The organism is Mycobacterium sp. NGS18, assembly GCF_059813185.1.
The window spans coordinates 85,584-102,850 of sequence record NZ_JCALEC010000005.1 but is presented as its reverse complement, the minus strand read 5'-3'; the positions used below and the strand labels follow the sequence as shown (position 1 = coordinate 102,850).

The 17,267-nt window shown below is 69.2% G+C and carries 18 protein-coding genes and 4 tRNA genes; 14 read left to right on the top strand and 8 right to left on the bottom strand.

Annotation, left to right across the window (positions count from 1 at the left end):
* Positions 1–7: 7 nt before the first annotated feature.
* Together AC5Y31_RS11755 and AC5Y31_RS11750 are read right to left on the bottom strand one after the other, a co-directional pair.
* Positions 8–310: a hypothetical protein gene (locus AC5Y31_RS11755; RefSeq protein WP_065023442.1), complete on the bottom strand. Its 303-nt coding sequence runs from the start codon at positions 308–310 to the stop codon at positions 8–10.
* Positions 307–1,821 carry a class I adenylate-forming enzyme family protein gene (locus AC5Y31_RS11750; RefSeq protein WP_499980509.1) on the bottom strand — a complete coding sequence of 505 codons (1,515 nt, stop codon included), beginning with the start codon at positions 1,819–1,821 and terminating at the stop codon, positions 307–309. The genes AC5Y31_RS11755 and AC5Y31_RS11750 overlap by 4 nt, the downstream gene beginning before the upstream one ends.
* 112 nt (positions 1,822–1,933) lie before the next feature.
* Between AC5Y31_RS11750 and AC5Y31_RS11745 the strand changes: the two genes are divergently transcribed.
* The 4 genes from AC5Y31_RS11745 to AC5Y31_RS11730 are packed head-to-tail and all read left to right on the top strand — an operon-like array spanning position 1,934 to position 6,321.
* Entirely contained in the window at positions 1,934–2,881 is a 948-nt protein-coding gene (locus tag AC5Y31_RS11745) for an enoyl-CoA hydratase/isomerase family protein (RefSeq protein ID WP_499980508.1), read from the top strand.
* Positions 2,878–4,020, top strand: a complete 1,143-nt coding sequence (locus tag AC5Y31_RS11740) for a CoA transferase (RefSeq protein ID WP_499980506.1) — start codon at positions 2,878–2,880, stop codon at positions 4,018–4,020. The genes AC5Y31_RS11745 and AC5Y31_RS11740 overlap by 4 nt, the downstream gene beginning before the upstream one ends.
* On the top strand, positions 4,014–5,366 hold the full coding sequence (locus tag AC5Y31_RS11735) for an amidohydrolase family protein (protein ID WP_499980504.1): 1,353 nt from the start codon (positions 4,014–4,016) through the stop codon (positions 5,364–5,366). Before AC5Y31_RS11740 ends, AC5Y31_RS11735 begins: the two co-directional genes overlap by 7 nt.
* 46 nt (positions 5,367–5,412) lie before the next feature.
* A complete protein-coding gene (locus AC5Y31_RS11730; RefSeq protein ID WP_065023437.1) occupies positions 5,413–6,321 on the top strand; it encodes a class I SAM-dependent methyltransferase in 909 nt (302 codons plus the stop codon).
* A 69-nt stretch (positions 6,322–6,390) separates the two neighbouring features.
* Here the strand turns inward: AC5Y31_RS11730 and AC5Y31_RS11725 are convergent.
* Positions 6,391–6,463: transfer RNA gene (locus AC5Y31_RS11725), tRNA-Lys, on the bottom strand.
* 124 nt (positions 6,464–6,587) lie between these two features.
* Between AC5Y31_RS11725 and AC5Y31_RS11720 the strand changes: the two genes are divergently transcribed.
* From AC5Y31_RS11720 to AC5Y31_RS11710, 3 genes are all read left to right on the top strand, one after another.
* Positions 6,588–6,660: transfer RNA gene (locus AC5Y31_RS11720), tRNA-Glu, on the top strand.
* A gap of 33 nt (positions 6,661–6,693) precedes the next feature.
* A tRNA-Asp gene (locus AC5Y31_RS11715) sits at positions 6,694–6,767 on the top strand.
* A gap of 29 nt (positions 6,768–6,796) precedes the next feature.
* Positions 6,797–6,870: transfer RNA gene (locus tag AC5Y31_RS11710), tRNA-Phe, on the top strand.
* Between the two features lie 42 nt (positions 6,871–6,912).
* Here the strand turns inward: AC5Y31_RS11710 and AC5Y31_RS11705 are convergent.
* The gene (locus AC5Y31_RS11705; RefSeq protein ID WP_499980502.1) at positions 6,913–7,800 is read right to left on the bottom strand and encodes a LysR substrate-binding domain-containing protein; all 888 of its coding nucleotides are present in this window, start codon (positions 7,798–7,800) and stop codon (positions 6,913–6,915) included.
* A gap of 107 nt (positions 7,801–7,907) precedes the next feature.
* Between AC5Y31_RS11705 and AC5Y31_RS11700 the strand changes: the two genes are divergently transcribed.
* Positions 7,908–8,828, top strand: a complete 921-nt coding sequence (locus tag AC5Y31_RS11700) for an NADP-dependent oxidoreductase (RefSeq protein WP_499980501.1) — start codon at positions 7,908–7,910, stop codon at positions 8,826–8,828.
* 73 nt (positions 8,829–8,901) lie between these two features.
* Positions 8,902–9,654 carry a chymotrypsin family serine protease gene (locus tag AC5Y31_RS11695; RefSeq protein WP_499980790.1) on the top strand — a complete coding sequence of 251 codons (753 nt, stop codon included), beginning with the start codon at positions 8,902–8,904 and terminating at the stop codon, positions 9,652–9,654.
* Between the two features lie 4 nt (positions 9,655–9,658).
* Here AC5Y31_RS11695 and AC5Y31_RS11690 read toward each other — a convergent pair whose 3' ends face one another.
* Positions 9,659–10,093 (bottom strand): DUF732 domain-containing protein, encoded by a 435-nt coding sequence (locus AC5Y31_RS11690; protein WP_234787291.1) that lies wholly within the window; start codon positions 10,091–10,093, stop codon positions 9,659–9,661.
* Between AC5Y31_RS11690 and AC5Y31_RS11685 the strand changes: the two genes are divergently transcribed.
* The gene (locus AC5Y31_RS11685; RefSeq protein WP_499980498.1) at positions 10,092–10,535 is read left to right on the top strand and encodes an SRPBCC family protein; all 444 of its coding nucleotides are present in this window, start codon (positions 10,092–10,094) and stop codon (positions 10,533–10,535) included. The genes AC5Y31_RS11690 and AC5Y31_RS11685 overlap by 2 nt on opposite strands.
* Before the next feature lie 54 nt (positions 10,536–10,589).
* Complete coding sequence (locus AC5Y31_RS11680; protein WP_065023433.1) at positions 10,590–11,045, top strand: SRPBCC family protein; 456 nt, start codon at positions 10,590–10,592, stop codon at positions 11,043–11,045.
* Here the strand turns inward: AC5Y31_RS11680 and AC5Y31_RS11675 are convergent.
* Positions 11,032–12,225: a pyridoxal phosphate-dependent aminotransferase gene (locus AC5Y31_RS11675; protein WP_499980496.1), complete on the bottom strand. Its 1,194-nt coding sequence runs from the start codon at positions 12,223–12,225 to the stop codon at positions 11,032–11,034. The two genes, AC5Y31_RS11680 and AC5Y31_RS11675, sit on opposite strands and share 14 nt — an antisense overlap.
* A 278-nt stretch (positions 12,226–12,503) precedes the next feature.
* Here AC5Y31_RS11675 and AC5Y31_RS11670 point away from each other — a divergent pair, with 278 nt between their 5' ends.
* Genes AC5Y31_RS11670 through AC5Y31_RS11660 form a run of 3 tightly spaced genes read left to right on the top strand, consistent with a single transcriptional unit; the run spans position 12,504 to position 16,177 of the window.
* The gene (locus tag AC5Y31_RS11670; RefSeq protein ID WP_065023431.1) at positions 12,504–13,715 is read left to right on the top strand and encodes an acetyl-CoA C-acetyltransferase; all 1,212 of its coding nucleotides are present in this window, start codon (positions 12,504–12,506) and stop codon (positions 13,713–13,715) included.
* Positions 13,716–13,730: 15 nt separating this feature from the next.
* Positions 13,731–15,875, top strand: coding sequence for a 3-hydroxyacyl-CoA dehydrogenase NAD-binding domain-containing protein (locus AC5Y31_RS11665; protein ID WP_499980495.1), 2,145 nt, complete (start codon positions 13,731–13,733; stop codon positions 15,873–15,875).
* Between the two features lie 14 nt (positions 15,876–15,889).
* Positions 15,890–16,177: a hypothetical protein gene (locus AC5Y31_RS11660; RefSeq protein WP_499980494.1), complete on the top strand. Its 288-nt coding sequence runs from the start codon at positions 15,890–15,892 to the stop codon at positions 16,175–16,177.
* A 4-nt stretch (positions 16,178–16,181) separates the two neighbouring features.
* Here the strand turns inward: AC5Y31_RS11660 and AC5Y31_RS11655 are convergent, their stop codons facing one another.
* The gene (locus AC5Y31_RS11655; protein WP_499980493.1) at positions 16,182–16,787 is read right to left on the bottom strand and encodes a class I SAM-dependent methyltransferase; all 606 of its coding nucleotides are present in this window, start codon (positions 16,785–16,787) and stop codon (positions 16,182–16,184) included.
* Positions 16,788–16,792: 5 nt separating this feature from the next.
* Positions 16,793–17,218 (bottom strand): pyridoxamine 5'-phosphate oxidase family protein, encoded by a 426-nt coding sequence (locus tag AC5Y31_RS11650; RefSeq protein WP_499980491.1) that lies wholly within the window; start codon positions 17,216–17,218, stop codon positions 16,793–16,795.
* Positions 17,219–17,267 lie beyond the last annotated feature (49 nt).

Below are 17,267 nucleotides of genomic sequence, written 5' to 3'. Positions count from 1 at the left end.
CTGCCGGTCAGTCGCTGGCCGGCAGCGGCTTGGCTTCCTTGATGGCCATCGGCGCGGTGCCGATGCTCAACGTCCCGGCGCCGGCCTTGGTGACCAGCACCTCGGCGCCGGCGTCGTCGACATAGCGCTTGCCCATCACCGCGCCGTCGGCGAAATCGGGGTCCAGGGCCGCGCCGCCGGAGGCGCTGTCCTCCAGGGGCACCATCGGGGCGCCGCCGGCGCGCAGATCATCGAGGCTGTCGGCGGTCTTCACCACGATGACCTGGGTGTCGCACACCTGACTCTTCAGACGGGTACCGGACTTGATCATTGCGCCCCTTCGGCATTCACTGTTTGCAGTTCGTTCACGATCTCCCGGCGCAGCACCTTGCCGGTCGGGGTGGTCGGCAACTCCGGCCGGAAGACGATCCGATCCGGCGTGCGGGATCCGCGCAGCTGTTCCCGAACATACTCGCGCAGCGCGTCGGGGTCGGGTGACGCACCCGGCGCCGGAACCACGCACGCGACGATGATCTGGCCCCACTCCGGATCCGGCGCGCCGACCACCGCGACCTCGCGGACCTCGGGGTGCTCGACCAGCACGTCCTCGATCTCGGCGGGCGCGATGTTCTCGCCGCCGCGGATGATGGTGTCGTCGGAGCGCCCGCCGATGAACAGGTAGCCCTCGTCGTCGAGCACAGCGAGGTCGCGGGTCGCGAACCAGCCGTCGGCGTCGAGCACCGACCCGATGCCGGTGTAGGTGCCCGAGACCTGCTCGCCGCGGACGAACAACTCACCGGGCACGCCGGTGCCAACCGGCCGGCCGTCGTCGTCGCGGATGACGACCTCGATCCCGGGAACCGGACGCCCGACCGACCCGAGCCGCTTGCGGACGGCGTCGTCGGTGGACTCATAAGCCGTGCGGTGGTCTTCGGGGGTGAGTACCGCGACCGTCGAACTGGTCTCGGTCAGCCCGTAGGCGTTGACGAAGCCGACCTCGGGCAGCAGGTCCAGCGCGCGGCGCACCAGCGGCAGGGCCACTTTGGAGCCACCGTAGGCCAGGTTGCGCAGGGTGGGCAGCGGGGTCGGGCGGGCTTCCAGCTCCGAGACGATGCGCTCGAGCATGGTCGGAACCACGGTCGCGGTGGTCACCGCCTCGGTGCGGACCAGCCGGATCCACTCGGCGGCGCTGAAGCGGCGCAGATAGACCGACTTGCGTCCGGCGTAGAGGTTGCTCAGCGCCGCTCCGACACCGGCGATGTGATACGGCGGAACGCAGATCAGCGCGGCGTGCTCGGGCTCTGCCGAGCCGAACTCCACCGTGCCGGTCACGTAACTGGTCAGGTTGTTGTGAGTTAGCTCAACGGCTTTGGGCGCCGAGGTGGTGCCCGAGGTGAACAGCACGACCGCCACGTCGTCGGGGTCCGGCCACTGCACCGCCGGGGTGGTGGTGCGGGCCCGGGCGCAGAAGGTGGCTGAATCGATTTGGGCGACACCGAGGTCGCCGGCCTCGCCGATCAGGTCGAGGTATTCCTTGTCGACCACGAGCAGCGGTTGCGGCAGCCGGGCGATCAGCTCGCGCAGCGCCTGCCCGCTGAGCCGGTAGTTCAGCGGTGCGAAGGGCTGACCGGCGCGTGCCGCGGAGAACAGCAGCAGCGGCAGCATGTCGCCGCCCATCCCGACGTAGGCCACACTGCGCGCGCCGGTCTCGTTGATCACGCCGGCCCCGGCGTCAGCGAGGGCGTTGAGCTCCGCGGTGGTGTAGCGCGTCGATTCGCAGACGACGGCGACCCGGTCCGGGTCGGCGGACACCGCCATTTCCAGCAACAACGAAATGCTCACCGCTCGGCTCCCCGTAATGCGTCGTGAATGAGAACGACATTATCATTTTTTGATAGTTCCGCTACCGCCAGGAGCCGGTCGAGCACCGGCGATCGGTACGCTGACGTGCGTCATGATCAGCGTGGTCGACCTCGAGGCGACACCCGACGCCGAGCCCGGCGCCGGGATCGTCATCGCGACCGGCGTCCGGTTCGACACCGCGCACGCCGAGCACTGGCTCGAGCGCGCCAGCTTCACCCTCTCGGAGATCGAGGTGGCCGATCGCCGGGTGATCACCGTCGGATCGGTGGCCGAGGCGCTGGCCGACATCGCCGATCGGTGCCGGCGCCGACCGCACACGGCGGCGATCTGCGATGACGTGCTGCGCGCGGTGGATCCGGCCGCGCCCGCTCGGGCCGGCGTGGTCACCGAATCACTGGCCTACTCGGTGCTGCAGGCCGGCCCGGAGTTCGCCGGCTGGCTGGCCGAGCGGGGGCCGGCCACCGCGCCCGACACCAGCGACCCGGTGCTCATCGATCGGGACGGCGACACCCTGCGGCTGCGGTTCAACCGGCCGCAGCGGCACAACGCCTTCACCAACGCGATGCGGGCCGCGCTGCTCGACGGGCTCGCGGTAGCCGCCGCGGACACCTCGATCGACGAGGTGGTGCTGTGCGGGGCCGGGCGGTCCTTCTGCAGCGGCGGCGACCTCGCCGAGTTCGGCGGCTTCACCGATGTGGCCAGCGCGCACCTGGCCCGCACCCGCTACAGCCCCGCGCTGGCGCTGGACGCGCTGACCGCCCGGCTCGGCGACCGCTGCCGCGCCGACATCCACGGCCAGGTGCTGGGCAGCGGACTGGAGATGGCCGCCTTCTGCGGTCGGGTGCGGGCGCACCCCGACACGGTGCTGGGCCTGCCGGAGCTGAACCTCGGGCTGATACCGGGCGCCGGCGGCACCGTCAGCATCACCCGCCGCATCGGACGGTGGCGCACCAGCTATCTGATGCTGTCCGGACGCACCATCGACGCGCCGACCGCCCTGCGCTGGGGGCTGGTGGACGAGATCGCGACGCCCCGATGACGGAGGCGGCTTGGGGCGCATCCGGTTTGGCTTGGCTGACCGGTGCGCCCGACGGCCCGCCGGATTTCTCTCGCGCCGCGGTGCTGCAGCGCGCGGGGGAGGCCGTTGATCGGCTGGGCCTGGACGCTGATGCCGCGACCCTGCTGGCCGGGCGTGCCGGGCTGCGGGGCTGGAGTCGCGGCGGTCGCTGCTCGGCCGGGGGAGCGTCCCGGCTGCTGACGGCGGCAGATGGCTGGTGGGCGATCACGTTGTCGCGTCCCGACGACATCGACGCCGTGCCCGCCCTGATCGAAACCGAGCGCCCCGGCGAGCCGTGGGCGGCCATCGCGGCGTGGGCGGCCGATAAACCGGTGACCGACGTCGTCGGGCGTGCCCGGTTGCTCGATCTACCCGCCGCCGTGCTGGGCGAGGCCGCTGCCGCGGCGCCGCTGGTCCGCCGGGTCGGGCCGTCGGGGCCGGGCCGCGAACCGCGGGGTGCCCTGGTCGTCGACCTGACCTCGCTGTGGGCCGGGCCGCTGTGCGGGCAGCTGCTGGCGCAGGCCGGCGCCACGGTGGTCAAGGTGGAAAGCCCGTCCCGCCCGGACGGAACCCGTTCCGGGGACCGCGCGTTCTTCGACTGGATGAACGCCGGGAAGCTCTCGTGCGCCATCGATTTCGATCGCGACACGGCGTTTCTGACGCGGTTGCTGGCGGCCGCCGATGTGGTGTTGGAAGGCTCGCGTCCCGCCGCGCTGGCCCGCCGCGGGCTGGGGCCACTCGACGTGGCGGGCCGGCCCGGGCGGGTGTGGCTGCAGATCACCGGCCATGACGGGTTCCCCGGCTTCGGTGACGACGCCGCGGTCGCCGGCGGGCTGGTGGGCTTCGACGCCGCCGGCGACCCGGTGTTCTGCGGCGACGCCATCGCCGATCCGCTGACCGGCATCGAGGCGACCGTCGCGGTGCTCGACGCGCTGGCCCGCGGCGGCGGCGAGGTCATCACCTTCTCGCTGGCCGCCGTCGCCGCGAGCTACGCCACGCTGCCGCTGCATCGCGGCGGTGAGCACCCGGCGTCGCCGCCTGGGCGCCCGCGCCTCGAGGCCGCCGGCCCGCGGCTGGGGGCCGACAACGCACGGGTCGGCGAGATGGTGTCACGGTGCTGATCCAGCGCGCGGTGCTGCTGGACGGATCGGTGGTCGATGTCCGCCTCGGCGACACCATCGCCGGAGTCGCGCCCCGGCTGGACGCGCGCCGCGGCGAAGACGTGCTCGACGCGGCCCACGCCACGCTGATTCCGGGGCTGCACGATCACCACCTGCATCTGCGCTCGGCGGCCGCGGCGCTGGATTCGGTCTGTCTGGGGCCCCCGCGGGTGCGCACCGTCGATGACCTGGCCGCCGCCCTGCGGAGCGCGACCGCTGATCCCGACGGCTGGGTGCGCGGGTATGGCTACCACGAATCGGTCGCCGGAGAGCTCAATGCCGCACTGCTGGACCGGTTTTGCCCCGAGACTCCGGTGCGGGTGGCGCACCGCAGCGGGGCGCTGTGGGTGCTCAACTCCGCCGGCCTGGCCCGGATCGGGATGGCCGACCACGCGGACGGCCGGCTGCTGCGCGCCCACGGCGACCCGGCGCCGCGGCTGCCGCAACGCGAGCCGTCGCTGACGGCATTGAGCCGCCGACTGGCCGCCCGCGGCGTCACGGGCATCACCGAGGCCACCCCCGGCCACGGCGAGGCCGATCTCGCCGCGTTCGCCGCGGCGCGCCGCGACGGCGAGCTGCTGCAACGCCTGCACTGCCTGGCGCCCGCCGGAACTGCTGTCGGGCCCGGGGTCACCCTCGGGCCGACCAAGGTCATCCTCGACGATGCTCGCCTGGACCTGGACGCATTGGCGGAAACACTGTGCGACAACCACATTCGCGACCACGGCGTGGCGTTGCACTGCGTCACCGATGCGCAGCTGACCGTGGCGATCGCGGCCTGGCAGTCCGCCGGGGTACATCGCGATGATCGCATCGAACACGCGGCGGTGGTGCCCGATGATCGGCTGGCCGACCTCGCCGCGCTCGGCATCACCGTGATCACCCAGCCCAACTTCGTCGCCGAACGCGGCGATGACTACCTGGCCGCCATCGAGCCCGACCGCCAGCACGAGCTGTGGCGGTTGGCGTCGTTGCGGGACAACGGAATTGCGGTGGCGCTGTCGACCGACACCCCCTTCGGTGACGGCGATCCCTGGGCGGCCATGCGCGCGGCGGTGCACCGGAGCACGCCGAGCGGGGCGGTGCTGGGCGCAGCCGAGCGGGTATCGGCGCACGCCGCACTGGCGATGTTCACCGGCCGCGCCGACCGGCCCGCGGTACCGCGCCGGATCGCGCCCGACGAACCCGGCGACCTGTGCCTGCTGGCCGCCGGTCCGGCCGAGGCGCTGGCCGCGCTCGACGCCGACCTGGTCGCGGTGACCGTCGTCGCCGGCGGCGTAGTGTCCCAGCACAGCGACAGTCGGTAGCCTGGCTAGATAGTTTGGTTGATGGAGAACTCGGAAGGAACGGTTGATGACGCGTTCGGACAGTGACAGCTGGGATCTGGCCAGCAGTGTGGGAGCGACCGCGACCATGGTGGCGGCGCAGCGCGCGTTGGCCACCACCGGCCCGGACAAACTGATCAACGACCCGTTCGCGGCGCCGCTGGTGCGTGCGGTCGGCATCGACTTCTTCACCCGCATGGTGGACGGCGACATCGCGTTCCCCGAAGGCGACGACTTCGATCCGGTCCGGATGGGCCACGGCATGGGCGTGCGCACCCGCTTCTTCGACGAGCACTTCGAGTCCGCCACCCAGGGCGGCATCCGCCAGGCCGTCATCCTGGCCGCCGGGCTCGACGCCCGCGCCTACCGGCTGGCCTGGCCGGCCGGCACCGTGGTTTACGAGGTCGATCTGCCGCAGGTCATCGACTTCAAGACCACCACCCTGGCCGGTCTGGGCGCCGAGCCGACCACCGAGCGCCGCACGGTGGCCATCGACCTGCGCGACGACTGGCCGGCCGCGCTGCGGGCCGCTGGCTTCGACCCGCAGGCTCCCACCGTGTGGAGCGCCGAGGGCCTGCTGGTCTACCTGCAGCCGGACGATCAGGACGCCCTGTTCGACACCATCACCGGGCTCAGTGCGCCGGGCAGCCGGCTGGCCTGCGAATTCATTCAGGACACCACGGTGTTCTCCGGCCCGGAGTGGCGCGAGCACCGGGAGAAGCTGCAATCCATCGGCTGCGAGGTCGAGATCGGCGAGCTGATCTACCACGGCGAGCGCAACCACATCGTCGACTACCTGACGGCGGCGGGCTGGACGGTGTCGGGCCGGCAGGTCACCGAGCTCTACGCCGAGGCCGGCCTGGAGTACGGCGACGATCCGCTGGCGGTGGCGTTCGGCGATCTGACCTATCTGAGCGCCGCACTGCCCGGCTCGTAGGTATGAAAAGCATCACAGCGGCGGATCCGGTGGTGCGGCGGCGACGCCGCGCCGGCGCCGTCGATGAGGTGCCCCCAGCAGGGCTCGAACCTGCGACCTGCGGATTAAAAGTCCGTAGCTCTACCAACTGAGCTATAGGGGCCGTGCCGGAACAGGATACTGCCTCCCCGATCGAGCCCGCGTTTGAGGATTGGACCCGCCGTGCCCTAAGCTAGCGAAGCTCCCAACGTGACCACGTTGCGAGCCCCCGGAGAGATTCGGTTCTGGCCCCCTTCGTCTAGCGGCCTAGGACGCCGCCCTTTCAAGGCGGTAGCGCGGGTTCGAATCCCGTAGGGGGTACTCGCACCGTAGTGACTACGGAGCGAACAGCAAGGCCCTGTGGCGCAGTTGGTTAGCGCGCCGCCCTGTCACGGCGGAGGTCGCGGGTTCAAGTCCCGTCAGGGTCGCTTTATACGGCGAGGCACACGTGCCTTCCGGCCAGGTAGCTCAGTTGGTACGAGCGTCCGCCTGAAAAGCGGAAGGTCGCCGGTTCGATCCCGGCCCTGGCCACTTCAGAGCACCCGCCCATTGCGGCGGGTTTTCTCGTTTCTGTCAGTCAGCAGCCAGCGTGAGCAGCATCTCGGCCAGCTTGGCCGTCGCCGGCCCGAGCTTGGACTGCGCGGCGGAGGCGAGATAGATCTTCCAGATCACCGCGGGCCGCACGGCCAGCGCCCGCAGGTCGGGACAGTGCGCCGCCTCGCTGGCGGGCATGAAAATGGTGCCGATGCCATGCCGCACCAAATCGGCGGCGATCGAGTACTCCAGCGCCACTTCGTGCGGTGTATGCGCGCTGACGCCTGCGGCAGTGAACGTGTCGTCGACAATGCGCCGGAGTCCGAACTGCGGTGGGAACCCGATGAGATCCTCGCCGGTGAGTTCGGTGATGGCGACGCGGTTTCTTGCCGCGAGTGGATGGTCGGCGCGGCAGACGAAGACCATGGGCTCCTGGCGCAGCAGGCGCATCTGAACGCGCTCCGGGAAGCGGTCGGGGGCCGACACCAGCGCCAGGTCGAGTGATCCGTCGGCGATCTCCGACAGATACGCGCTGGAACCGGTTTGGCTCTGTCGCAACCGGATCTGAACAAAGGGATAGTCCCGGTGGAACTGTCCGAGCACCTGGGGGACGTCCAGCGCACCGGAGGTGATGAGCGCGCCGAGGTCGACGGTTCCGGTGAGTTGGCCCCGGAAGTCGCTGACGGAGTCTTTGGCGACCCGGGCGGTGTGCAGAACTTGGCTGGCCTGCTCGCGGAACAGTTCGCCGGCGGGGGTGAGCTTGATCTTCTGGCGGGACCGGTCGAATAGTTCGACGCCGAGTTCCTTCTCCAGCTTGCCGACCGACGTGGAGAGCGCGGATTGCACGACGTGAGCGCGGTGGGCGGCGCGGGAGAAGCTCAGTTCGCCGGCCACGGCAACGAAGTGTTCAAGCTGGCGCAGTTCCATAACTCTTTGTATCAATGATGGAGATGGAAAGTATCAAAAGCATTCGTTGGACTCGATGACCCGGAGCGGGTGTGATGGAGGTGCCCATCCAGTCGAGACGAGGAACGATGCAGGCGATCGTCGTGCAAGACCGCTCGGCCGGGACGTCGGGTCTGTCCCTGGCCGACATGCCCTATCCGCATGCCGCCGAGAACGACGTCGTCGTCCAGGTGCATGCGGCCGCGTTCACGCCGGGGGAGCTGGACTGGCCCGCAACGTGGACCGACCGAGCCGGACGCGACCGCACGCCGACCATTCCCGGCCATGAAGTCTCCGGTGTTGTCGCCGAATTAGGTTATGGGACAACGGGTGTGACGGTCGGTCAACGCGTCTTCGGTATCACCGACTGGGCCCGCAACGGGACGCTGGCGGAATACGTTGCGGTAGAGGCCCGCAACCTGGCCCCGCTCTCGGCCGGTATCGACCATACGGTTGCGGCGGCACTGCCGATCTCCGGTTTGACGGCGTGGCAGGGTCTGTTCGACCACGCCGGCCTCCAGCCCGGGCAGACGGTGCTGATCCATGGCGCTGCCGGGGCCGTTGGGTCGATCGCGGTGCAACTCGCCCACGATGCCGGCGCTCGGGTGATCGGAAGTGGGCGAGCTGGACAGCGGGACGCCGTGTTGGGGAACAACGCCGACGCCTTCCTGGACCTGCAGGCGGACCGACTCGAAGACGTCGGTGAAGTCGACGTGGTGTTCGACGTGGTCGGCGGCGAGATCCTTGATCGCTCAGCCCCATTGGTGCGTGCCGGGGGGACGCTCGTCACCATCGCCGAACCGCCGCGGGTACATCCGGACAAAGCGCGGGCGGTCTTTTTCGTCGTCGAACCCGACCGCAACCAGCTGGCCGCCTTGGAGCGCCGGGTCCGCGACGGCCGGCTGACCCCGAACGTCGGGACAGTGCTTCCGCTCGCGGACGGGCTCAAGGCGTTCGACCCGGCATATCGGCGTCCGGGACAAACCATCATCTGCGTCGCGGCCCCATAGGCCGCCGACAGCGTTTCGGGCGCGGTTCGCTAGCGGTCGGACCCTAGACTGAGCCGCTGTGGATCTCCGGTCGATGTTGGCGGTCGTCGTTACCGCCGTGATCGCAGCCATCGGACTGCCGGCCGGCGCCGCGGCCGGTGACCAGATTCTGCTCGGCGGCGGTGCTGCGATCGTGCTCCACGACGACACGCTGTGCACGCTGACCGCCATGGGCCACGACAGCGACGGTCGGCTGATCGGTTTCACCTCAGCCCACTGCGGCGGACCGGGTTCTGAAGTCGTCGCCGAGGGCGCCGAAGAGCGCGGGATCGTGGGCACGGTGGTGGCCGCCGACGATGCGGTGGGCTACGCGGTGATCGAGTTCGATCCGGTCAGGGTAAAGCCGATCGCCGACTACGAAGGCTTCGGAATCTTCGGTATCGGGCCCCCGGAGCCCCAACCCGCTAACCCGGAGCCCGCCGGCCCGGAACCCGCCGCCCCCGAAGCCGCCAGCCCGGAACCCGCCGGCCCGGAACCCGCCGCGCCCGAACCTGCCGTGCCGGAACCGGCCGCCGCCAAGCAGGCATGCAAGCTCGGCCGGGGCACCGGCCTGAATTGCTACGACACCGGGCCCGATGGCGTGAACACCACCGCTGAGGAGTGGTGGCAACCCGGGGATGACGGGTCACCGATCACCATCGACAATCTGATCGTCGGCATGGTCCGCGACGGCTCCACCCCGGTCGCCCCGCCGGACCAGTCGGGGCCGGGGATCGTGATGTTCAAGGAGGTCCTCGCCGACGTCAACGCCAAGGGTGGTCCGGGCGTCGGGTTCGGTCTCGGTTAAAAGCTCACGGCCGCAACGTCTCCGGGCAGAGTTCGGACTGCGCGGCGGCGATCTGGACGTCGGCGGCTTCGGGACTGTAGTGGAAGGTGTTGGTCAGCTGGCGCACCACGTCCCCCGGCGAGAGCCCGGACCGGTAGGTCCCGGTGTGGCCATACATCCGCAACAAAGCACAGACGTAGTGGCCCGAGCTGACCTTGACGTCATCGGCGATCGGGATGGCCACCGGCGAGGCGTTGACCTGCGCCAGATAGCTGGCGTCGTCGGCGTGCGCGGCGGGCGCGACGGCCAATGCCGATGCCACGGCGGCCAGCAGGGGTGCGGCGATGCGCGGGGTCACATGCATGAACTCCATCGTGCCACCGCCGGCCGGGAGCGCGACCGCTTCGTGCGGCGCAAATCCCCGCGCGCCACCGCAGGGCTGGCTATCGTTGCCAGCCATGGCAGTCAAGGATTCCCGCGAAGTGGTCATCGAAGCCGGCCCCGAGGAGATCTTCGATGTCCTCGCCGACATCGAGAACGTGCCCTCCTGGTCCCCGCAGTACCAGAGCGCCGAGGTACTCGACACCTACGACAACGGCCGTCCGCGCCGGGTACGGCTGCGGATCAAGGCCGCCGGTCTCACCGACGAGCAGGTCGTCGAATACACCTGGACCGCCGAGAGCGTCGGCTGGACGCTGGTGTCGGCCGGCCAACTCAAGGCGCAGGACGCCAAGTACACCCTGACGCCACAGGGCGACAAGACCAAAGTCCGCTTCGACTTAAGCGTCGACCCGTCGATTCCGATCCCGGGGTTCCTGCTCAAAAGCACCCTCAAGGGCGGCATGAAAACCGCCACCGACGGTCTGCGGTCACAAGTGCTCAAGATCAAAAAGGGTCGCTGACTTCGGTTCGGGGAAACGCTGCCGGGCGCTGGTCGCCCGACTAGGCTCGGGGCAGTGGCTGTTCGAGCATCGCGGGAAATTGTGATTGAGGCGCCGCCGGAGAAAATTCTCGACGCGCTGGCCGACGTCGCTGACTTGGTGTCGTGGTCGCCGGTGCACAAGCGGGTGGAAATCCTCGACACCTACGAGGACGGCCGCCCCCACCACGTCCGCGCCACCATCAAGGTTCTGGGCTTGGTGGACAAGGAGATTCTGGAGTATCACTGGGGCCCGGACTGGATGGTCTGGGATGCCAAAGCAACGGCGCAGCAACGCGCCCAGCACGTCGAGTACACCTTGACCCGGGAAGGTCCGGACAGCACCCGGGTGCGCTTCGACATCACCGTGGAACCGTCGGGGCCGATTCCGGCGTTTCTGGTCCGGCGCGCCAGCAAGGTGGTGTTGGCCACCGCCACCGAGCGGCTGCGTGAGCGGGTGATGGGCGACGGCGCGACGCCTACCGAGCCGTGACCGGCCCGTCCCGCAGCACCGCCAGTCGCCGGATCGCCTCGTCGAGGGTGTTCTCCGGTTTGACAAACGTGAACCGCACCAAGTGATTCCACACCTCAGGGGCGGTCGCTTCGGCCGCCGGTACACAGAACGCCGACAGCGGGATCGCCGCCACCCCGGCCCGATGCGGCAGTTCGGCGCAGAACGCGGTGCTGTCGTCGTAGCCCAGCGGTCGCGGGTCGGCGCACAGGAAATAGGTGCCGAAACTGTCGTGCACCTCGAAACCGACCTGGCGGAGTCCATCGCTCAACAGGTCCCGGCGGGTCTGCATGGTGGTGCGCAGTGCCGAGACCCAGGCGTCCTCGGCGTCGAGTGCTAACGCCACCGCCGGTTGGAACGGCGCCCCGCCGACATAGCTCAGGTACTGCTTGGCGGCCCGTACCCCGGCCAGTAGGTCCGCCGGCCCGCAGGCCCAACCGATCTTCCAGCCGGTGCAGTTGAACATCTTCGCCGCACTGGAGATGGTGACGGTGCGCTGCGCCATGCCTTCGAACCCGGCCAGCGGCAGGTGAGTGCGTCCGGCAAAGACCAGGTGCTCGTAGACCTCGTCGGCGATCACCAGCAGATCGGCCTCCACCGCGATCCGGGCGATCGCCGCGAGCTCGGACTCGGTGAACACCGTGCCGGTCGGGTTGTGCGGGGAGTTGACGATCAGCGCGCGGGTCGCCGGAGTGATGGCGCGCCGCAGCGCGTCGGTGTCAAGGGCGAAGCCGCGGCCGTCGGGAACCAGCGACACGCTGACCCGCCGCGCCCCGGCCATGGCGACCACCGGCGAATAGGAGTCGTAGAACGGCTCGATCAGCAACACCTCGGAGCCCGGCTCGACCAGCCCGAGCACCGCGGCGGCGATGGCCTCGGTGGCCCCGACCGTCACCAGCACTTCGGTCTCCGGGTCGTAATCCATGCCGAAGTGCCGGCTGCGCTGACGAGCGATCGCTTCGCGCAGGGCGGGGACGCCGAGACCGGGCGGGTACTGATTGACGCCGACGGCGATCGCCGCGCGGGCGGCGTCCAGCATCGACGTGGGCCCATCCTCGTCGGGAAACCCCTGCCCGAGGTTGACCGCGCCGATCCGCGCGGCCAACGCCGACATCTCGGCGAAGATCGTGGTGGCATAGGGCTGCAGCCGCGACACCGTCATGGATATCGAGCCTAAAGCGTGTCGAGCATCCCCGGCCTGCCCCGCCCGTCCCGGGGGTGAAATCGGGACCGGTTACTCGCTCCAGCGCCGAGACCGACGTTGTGCAGGGATGTTCTCGCACTTTGTCTGCAAAACGTCGGTTTCGGGCCGCGGGAAGGCCAGGGACTTTGCCCAACCATCCGGTTGATAGGCAGCCCTGTTAGGGTGAGAACCAGAGGTCTACGCTGCCCAGCAGGACGCAATCGAAGAACACCCAATACCGGAGAGGAACTCCAGTCATGTCCGAAGAAGCCTTCATCTACGAGGCCATTCGCACCCCGCGCGGCAAGCAGAAAAACGGGGCGCTGAACGAGATCAAGCCGGTCAGCCTGGCGGTCGGCCTGGTCAACGAGCTGCGCACCCGCTACCCGGATCTGGACGTCAACCAGATCAGCGACGCCGTCTTCGGCGTGGTGTCGCCGGTCGGCGACCAGGGCGGTGACATCGCCCGCACCGCGATGCTGGCCGCCGGCATGCCCGAGACCACCGGCGGCGTCCAGCTCAACCGGTTCTGCGCCTCCGGCCTGGAGGCCATCAACACCGCCGCCGCCAAGGTCAAGGCCGGGTTCGACGACCTGGTGCTCGCCGGTGGCGTGGAGTCGATGAGCCGGGTCCCGATGGGCTCCGACGGCGGCGCCTGGGCCAGCGACCCCAACACCAACTACCAGATCGGCTTCGTGCCGCAGGGCATCGGCGCCGACCTGATCGCCACCATCGAGGGCTTCTCCCGCGACGACGTCGACCGCTACGCGCTGCGCAGCCAGGAGAAGGCCGCCGCGGCCTGGTCGGGCGGCTACTTCGCCAAGTCGGTGGTCCCGGTCCGCGACCAGAACGGCCTGGTCGTGCTTGACCACGACGAGCACATGCGGCCCGACACCACCCTGGAGGGCCTGGGCAAGCTCAAGACCGCGTTCGACGGGATCGGCGCGATGGGCGGCTTCGACGACGTGGCGCTGCAGAAATACCACTTCGTCGAGAAGATCAACCACGTCCACACCGGCGGCAACAGCTCCGGGATTGTCGACGGCGCCGCGCTGGTGCTGATCGGCAGCGAGAAAGCCGGCAAGGAGCAGGGGCTGACCCCGCGGGCCCGCATCGTGGCCGCGGCCACGTCCGGCGCCGACCCGGTCATCATGCTCACCGGCCCGACCCCCGCCACCCAGCGGGTGCTCGACCGCGCCGGCATGACCGTCGATGACATCGACCTGTTCGAGCTCAACGAGGCCTTCGCCTCCGTGGTGCTGAAGTTCCAGAAGGACCTGAACATCCCGGACGAGAAGCTCAACGTCAACGGTGGCGCCATCGCCATGGGCCACCCGCTGGGCGCCACCGGCGCGATGATCACCGGCACCATGGTCGACGAACTGGAGCGCCGGGGTGCCCGCCGCGCTCTGATCACACTCTGCATCGGCGGTGGCATGGGCGTCGCCACCATCATCGAGCGCGTCTGAGAGGGTTTTTCAAAAATGGCAGAGAACACCATCAACTGGGACAAGGACGCTGACGGCATCGTCACGCTGACCCTGGACGACCCGACCGGGTCGGCCAACGTGATGAACGAGCACTACAGCCAATCCATGCACAACGCGGTGCAACGCCTTGTGGCGGAGAAGGATTCGATCACCGGTGTGGTCATCACCAGCGCGAAGAAGACCTTCTTCGCCGGCGGCGACCTCAAGGCGATGATCAACGTCGGCCCGGACAACGCCCAGCAGGCGTTCGACCAGGTGGAGAACATCAAGGCCGACCTGCGCGCGCTGGAGACCCTGGGCAAGCCGGTCGTCGCCGCCATCAACGGTGCGGCGCTGGGCGGCGGCCTGGAGATCGCGCTGGCCTGCCACCACCGGATCGCCGCCGACGCCAAGGGCAGCCAGCTCGGCCTGCCCGAGGTCACCCTGGGCCTGCTGCCCGGCGGTGGCGGTGTCACCCGCACGGTGCGCATGCTGGGCATCCAGAACGCGTTCATGAACGTGCTGGCCCAGGGCACCCGGTTCAAGCCGGCCAAGGCCAAGGAGATCGGCCTGGTCGACGAGGTGCTGCCGACCGTCGAAGAGCTGGTGCCGGCCGCCAAGGCCTGGATCAAGGCCAACCCCGACGCCCACACCCAGCCGTGGGATGTCAAGGGCTACAAGATTCCCGGCGGCACCCCGTCGACGCCGTCGCTGGCGGCGATCCTGCCGTCGTTCCCGGCCCTGCTGCGCAAGCAGCTCAAGGGTGCACCGATGCCCGCGCCGCGGGCCATCCTCTCGGCCGCGGTCGAGGGCGCGGCGGTGGACTTCGACACCGCCAGCCGCATCGAGAGCCGGTACTTCACCTCGCTGGTCACCGGCCAGGTCGCCAAGAACATGATCCAGGCGTTCTTCCTGGATCTGCAGCACATCAACGGCGGCGGCAGCCGGCCCGACGGCATCGGCCAGACCCCGATCAAGAAGATCGGTGTGCTCGGTGCCGGGATGATGGGCGCGGGCATCGCCTACGTGTCGGCCAAGGCCGGTTACGACGTGGTGCTCAAGGACGTCAGCCTGGAGGCGGCGCAGAAGGGCAAGGGCTACTCGGAGAAGCTGGAAGCCAAGGCTCTGGAGCGCGGCCGCACCACCGAGGAGCGCTCAAAGGCGCTGCTGGACAAGATCACTCCGACCGGCGACCCGGCTGACCTCAAGGGTGTCGACTTCGTGATCGAGGCGGTGTTCGAGAGCCAGGACCTCAAGCACAAGGTGTTCCAGGAGATCGAGGACATCGTCGAGCCCAACGCGCTGCTAGGGTCGAACACCTCCACGTTGCCGATCACCGGTCTGGCGACCGGCGTGAAGCGCCAGGAGGACTTCATCGGCATCCACTTCTTCTCGCCGGTCGACAAGATGCCGCTGGTGGAGATCATCCGCGGCGAGAAGACCTCCGACGAGGCGCTGGCCCGGGTGTTCGACTACGTGCTGGCGATCAAGAAGACCCCGATCGTGGTCAACGACAGCCGCGGCTTCTACACCTCCCGCGTGATCGGCACCTTCATCAATGAGGCGCTGATGATGCTCGGTGAGGGCGTGGAGCCGGCCAGCATCGAGCAGGCCGGACTGCAGGCCGGCTACCCGGCGGCACCGCTGCAGCTCTCCGACGAGCTGAACCTGGAGCTGATGCACAAGATCGCCGTCGCCACCCGCGAGGGCATCGAGGCGGCCGGCGGCACCTACGAGAAGCAGATGAACGAGACGGTCGTCGAGAAGATGATCGAGCTCGGCCGTCCGTCGCGTCTCAAGGGCGCCGGCTTCTACGAGTACGTCGACGGTAAGCGCACCGGTCTGTGGTCGGGGCTGCGGGAGACGTTCAACTCCGGCAGTTCCACCCCGCCGCTGCAGGACATGATCGACCGGATGCTGTTCGCCGAGGCGCTGGAGACCCAGAAGTGCCTCGACGAGGGTGTGCTGACCTCGACCGCCGACGCCAACATCGGCGCGATCATGGGCATCGGGTTCCCGCCGTGGACCGGCGGCACCCACCAGTTCATCGTCGGCTACGAAGGCCCGCACGGCGTGGGCAAGGAGGCCTTCGTGGCGCGGGCCAAGGAACTGGCCGCCAAATACGGCGACCGGTTCACCCCGCCGTCCTCGCTCCTTTAGCTAGGCTCACAGGCGTGCAATCCCCCGAACCCGAGTGGCTTCGGGGGATTTCGCGTCTGTTGGACTACCGGGTGAACGTGAGCATCGCCAAACTGCTGGAAACGGCGCTGTGGCTGGGTTTGGTGTACGCGATCATCGGGGTGGTGTGCCTGTTCCTGCGCCCCGACGGCGTGGAACTGCTGCAGACCCGGGCCGAGCAGCAGTTCGGCATACCGCCCAACAGCATCTACGAGGTGGCGACGGTGGCCGGGGTGTTGCTGTGGCCGCTGATGATGTTGCTGCCCAGCGCCTGCGGGGCCTAACCGGTCAGGGCCGGCGCGCCAACAGGTAATGGCGCACCGGCTGGCCGCCGTTGGCGGGCAGATAGTTCGGCTCATCGCCGGCGCTGACCAGTTCCCACTCCGGGGCGAAGAGCCGGACGATCTCGGCCTGGTCGATGCCGCGGACGCCGAACAGTGCGCCCGGAGTGAATGCGACGATCAGCAGCCGCGAGTCGGGTCCGGTCACCGCATTGACCTGCCGGGCGTAGACCTCCCGATCGTGGTCGTTCATCCCGTGCAGGCAACCGCTGTCGGTCACCAGGTCGAAGTCGTCGCCGAGACCGGCTGCGGCGAGTTGGCCGATGTCGGCGCAGACGAACCGCACCGACACCTTGCCGGCCTGGGCTTTGACCCGCGCGGTGCGCAACGCCCGTGGGGCGAAGTCGACGCCGGTGACTTGCCATCCGTTCTGCGCCAGGTAGATCGAGTTGTCTCCGGTGCCGCAGCCGAGATCCAGTGCGGTGCCCGGGGACAACGCCACGCTGGCGTCGATCTCGACCAGATTGCGCAGTCCGCGGGCCAGGGCGTGGCCATCCCAGGGGGTGAACCCCAGCCGGTACATGGCCCGGAACAGCAGCCTCCTGGCCCCCATAGCGTCTAGATGGCTCCCATGTCAGCGGAGAGCCAGTGCTGGGGGCGCAGATGAATGGCCACGTACTCGCCCAGTTCGGTCCGTGCGAACTCGAGGAACTTCTCGGCCCGGTCGTGGGGAAGGTAGCGGTGGGCCAGCTCGGCGTGATGGTCGTCGGTGCCGGGCTCGATGCGGCTGACGGCACCGTCGACGGCGACATAGCGGACGGTCGGCTCCGTCCGCTCCACCATGAGCGAAAAACAGCCGGCGGCCTCGATGAGCCGCCTCTTGCGTGACTCGACGCCGGTGAGGACCCAGGGCTCGCCGCCCGGTTCGTACTGATACCAGATCGGCACCGTCAGTGGGCCACGGCCGTCTCCCGCACTCACCGACAGCGCTGCGATGTGTGGCTCGGCCAGAAACTGTTCGCGTTCGTCCTTGGATAACGCCATGTTTCGAGGCTAACCGCCATGCCCCGCCGCGCGCGGATAGCTTGCGCGC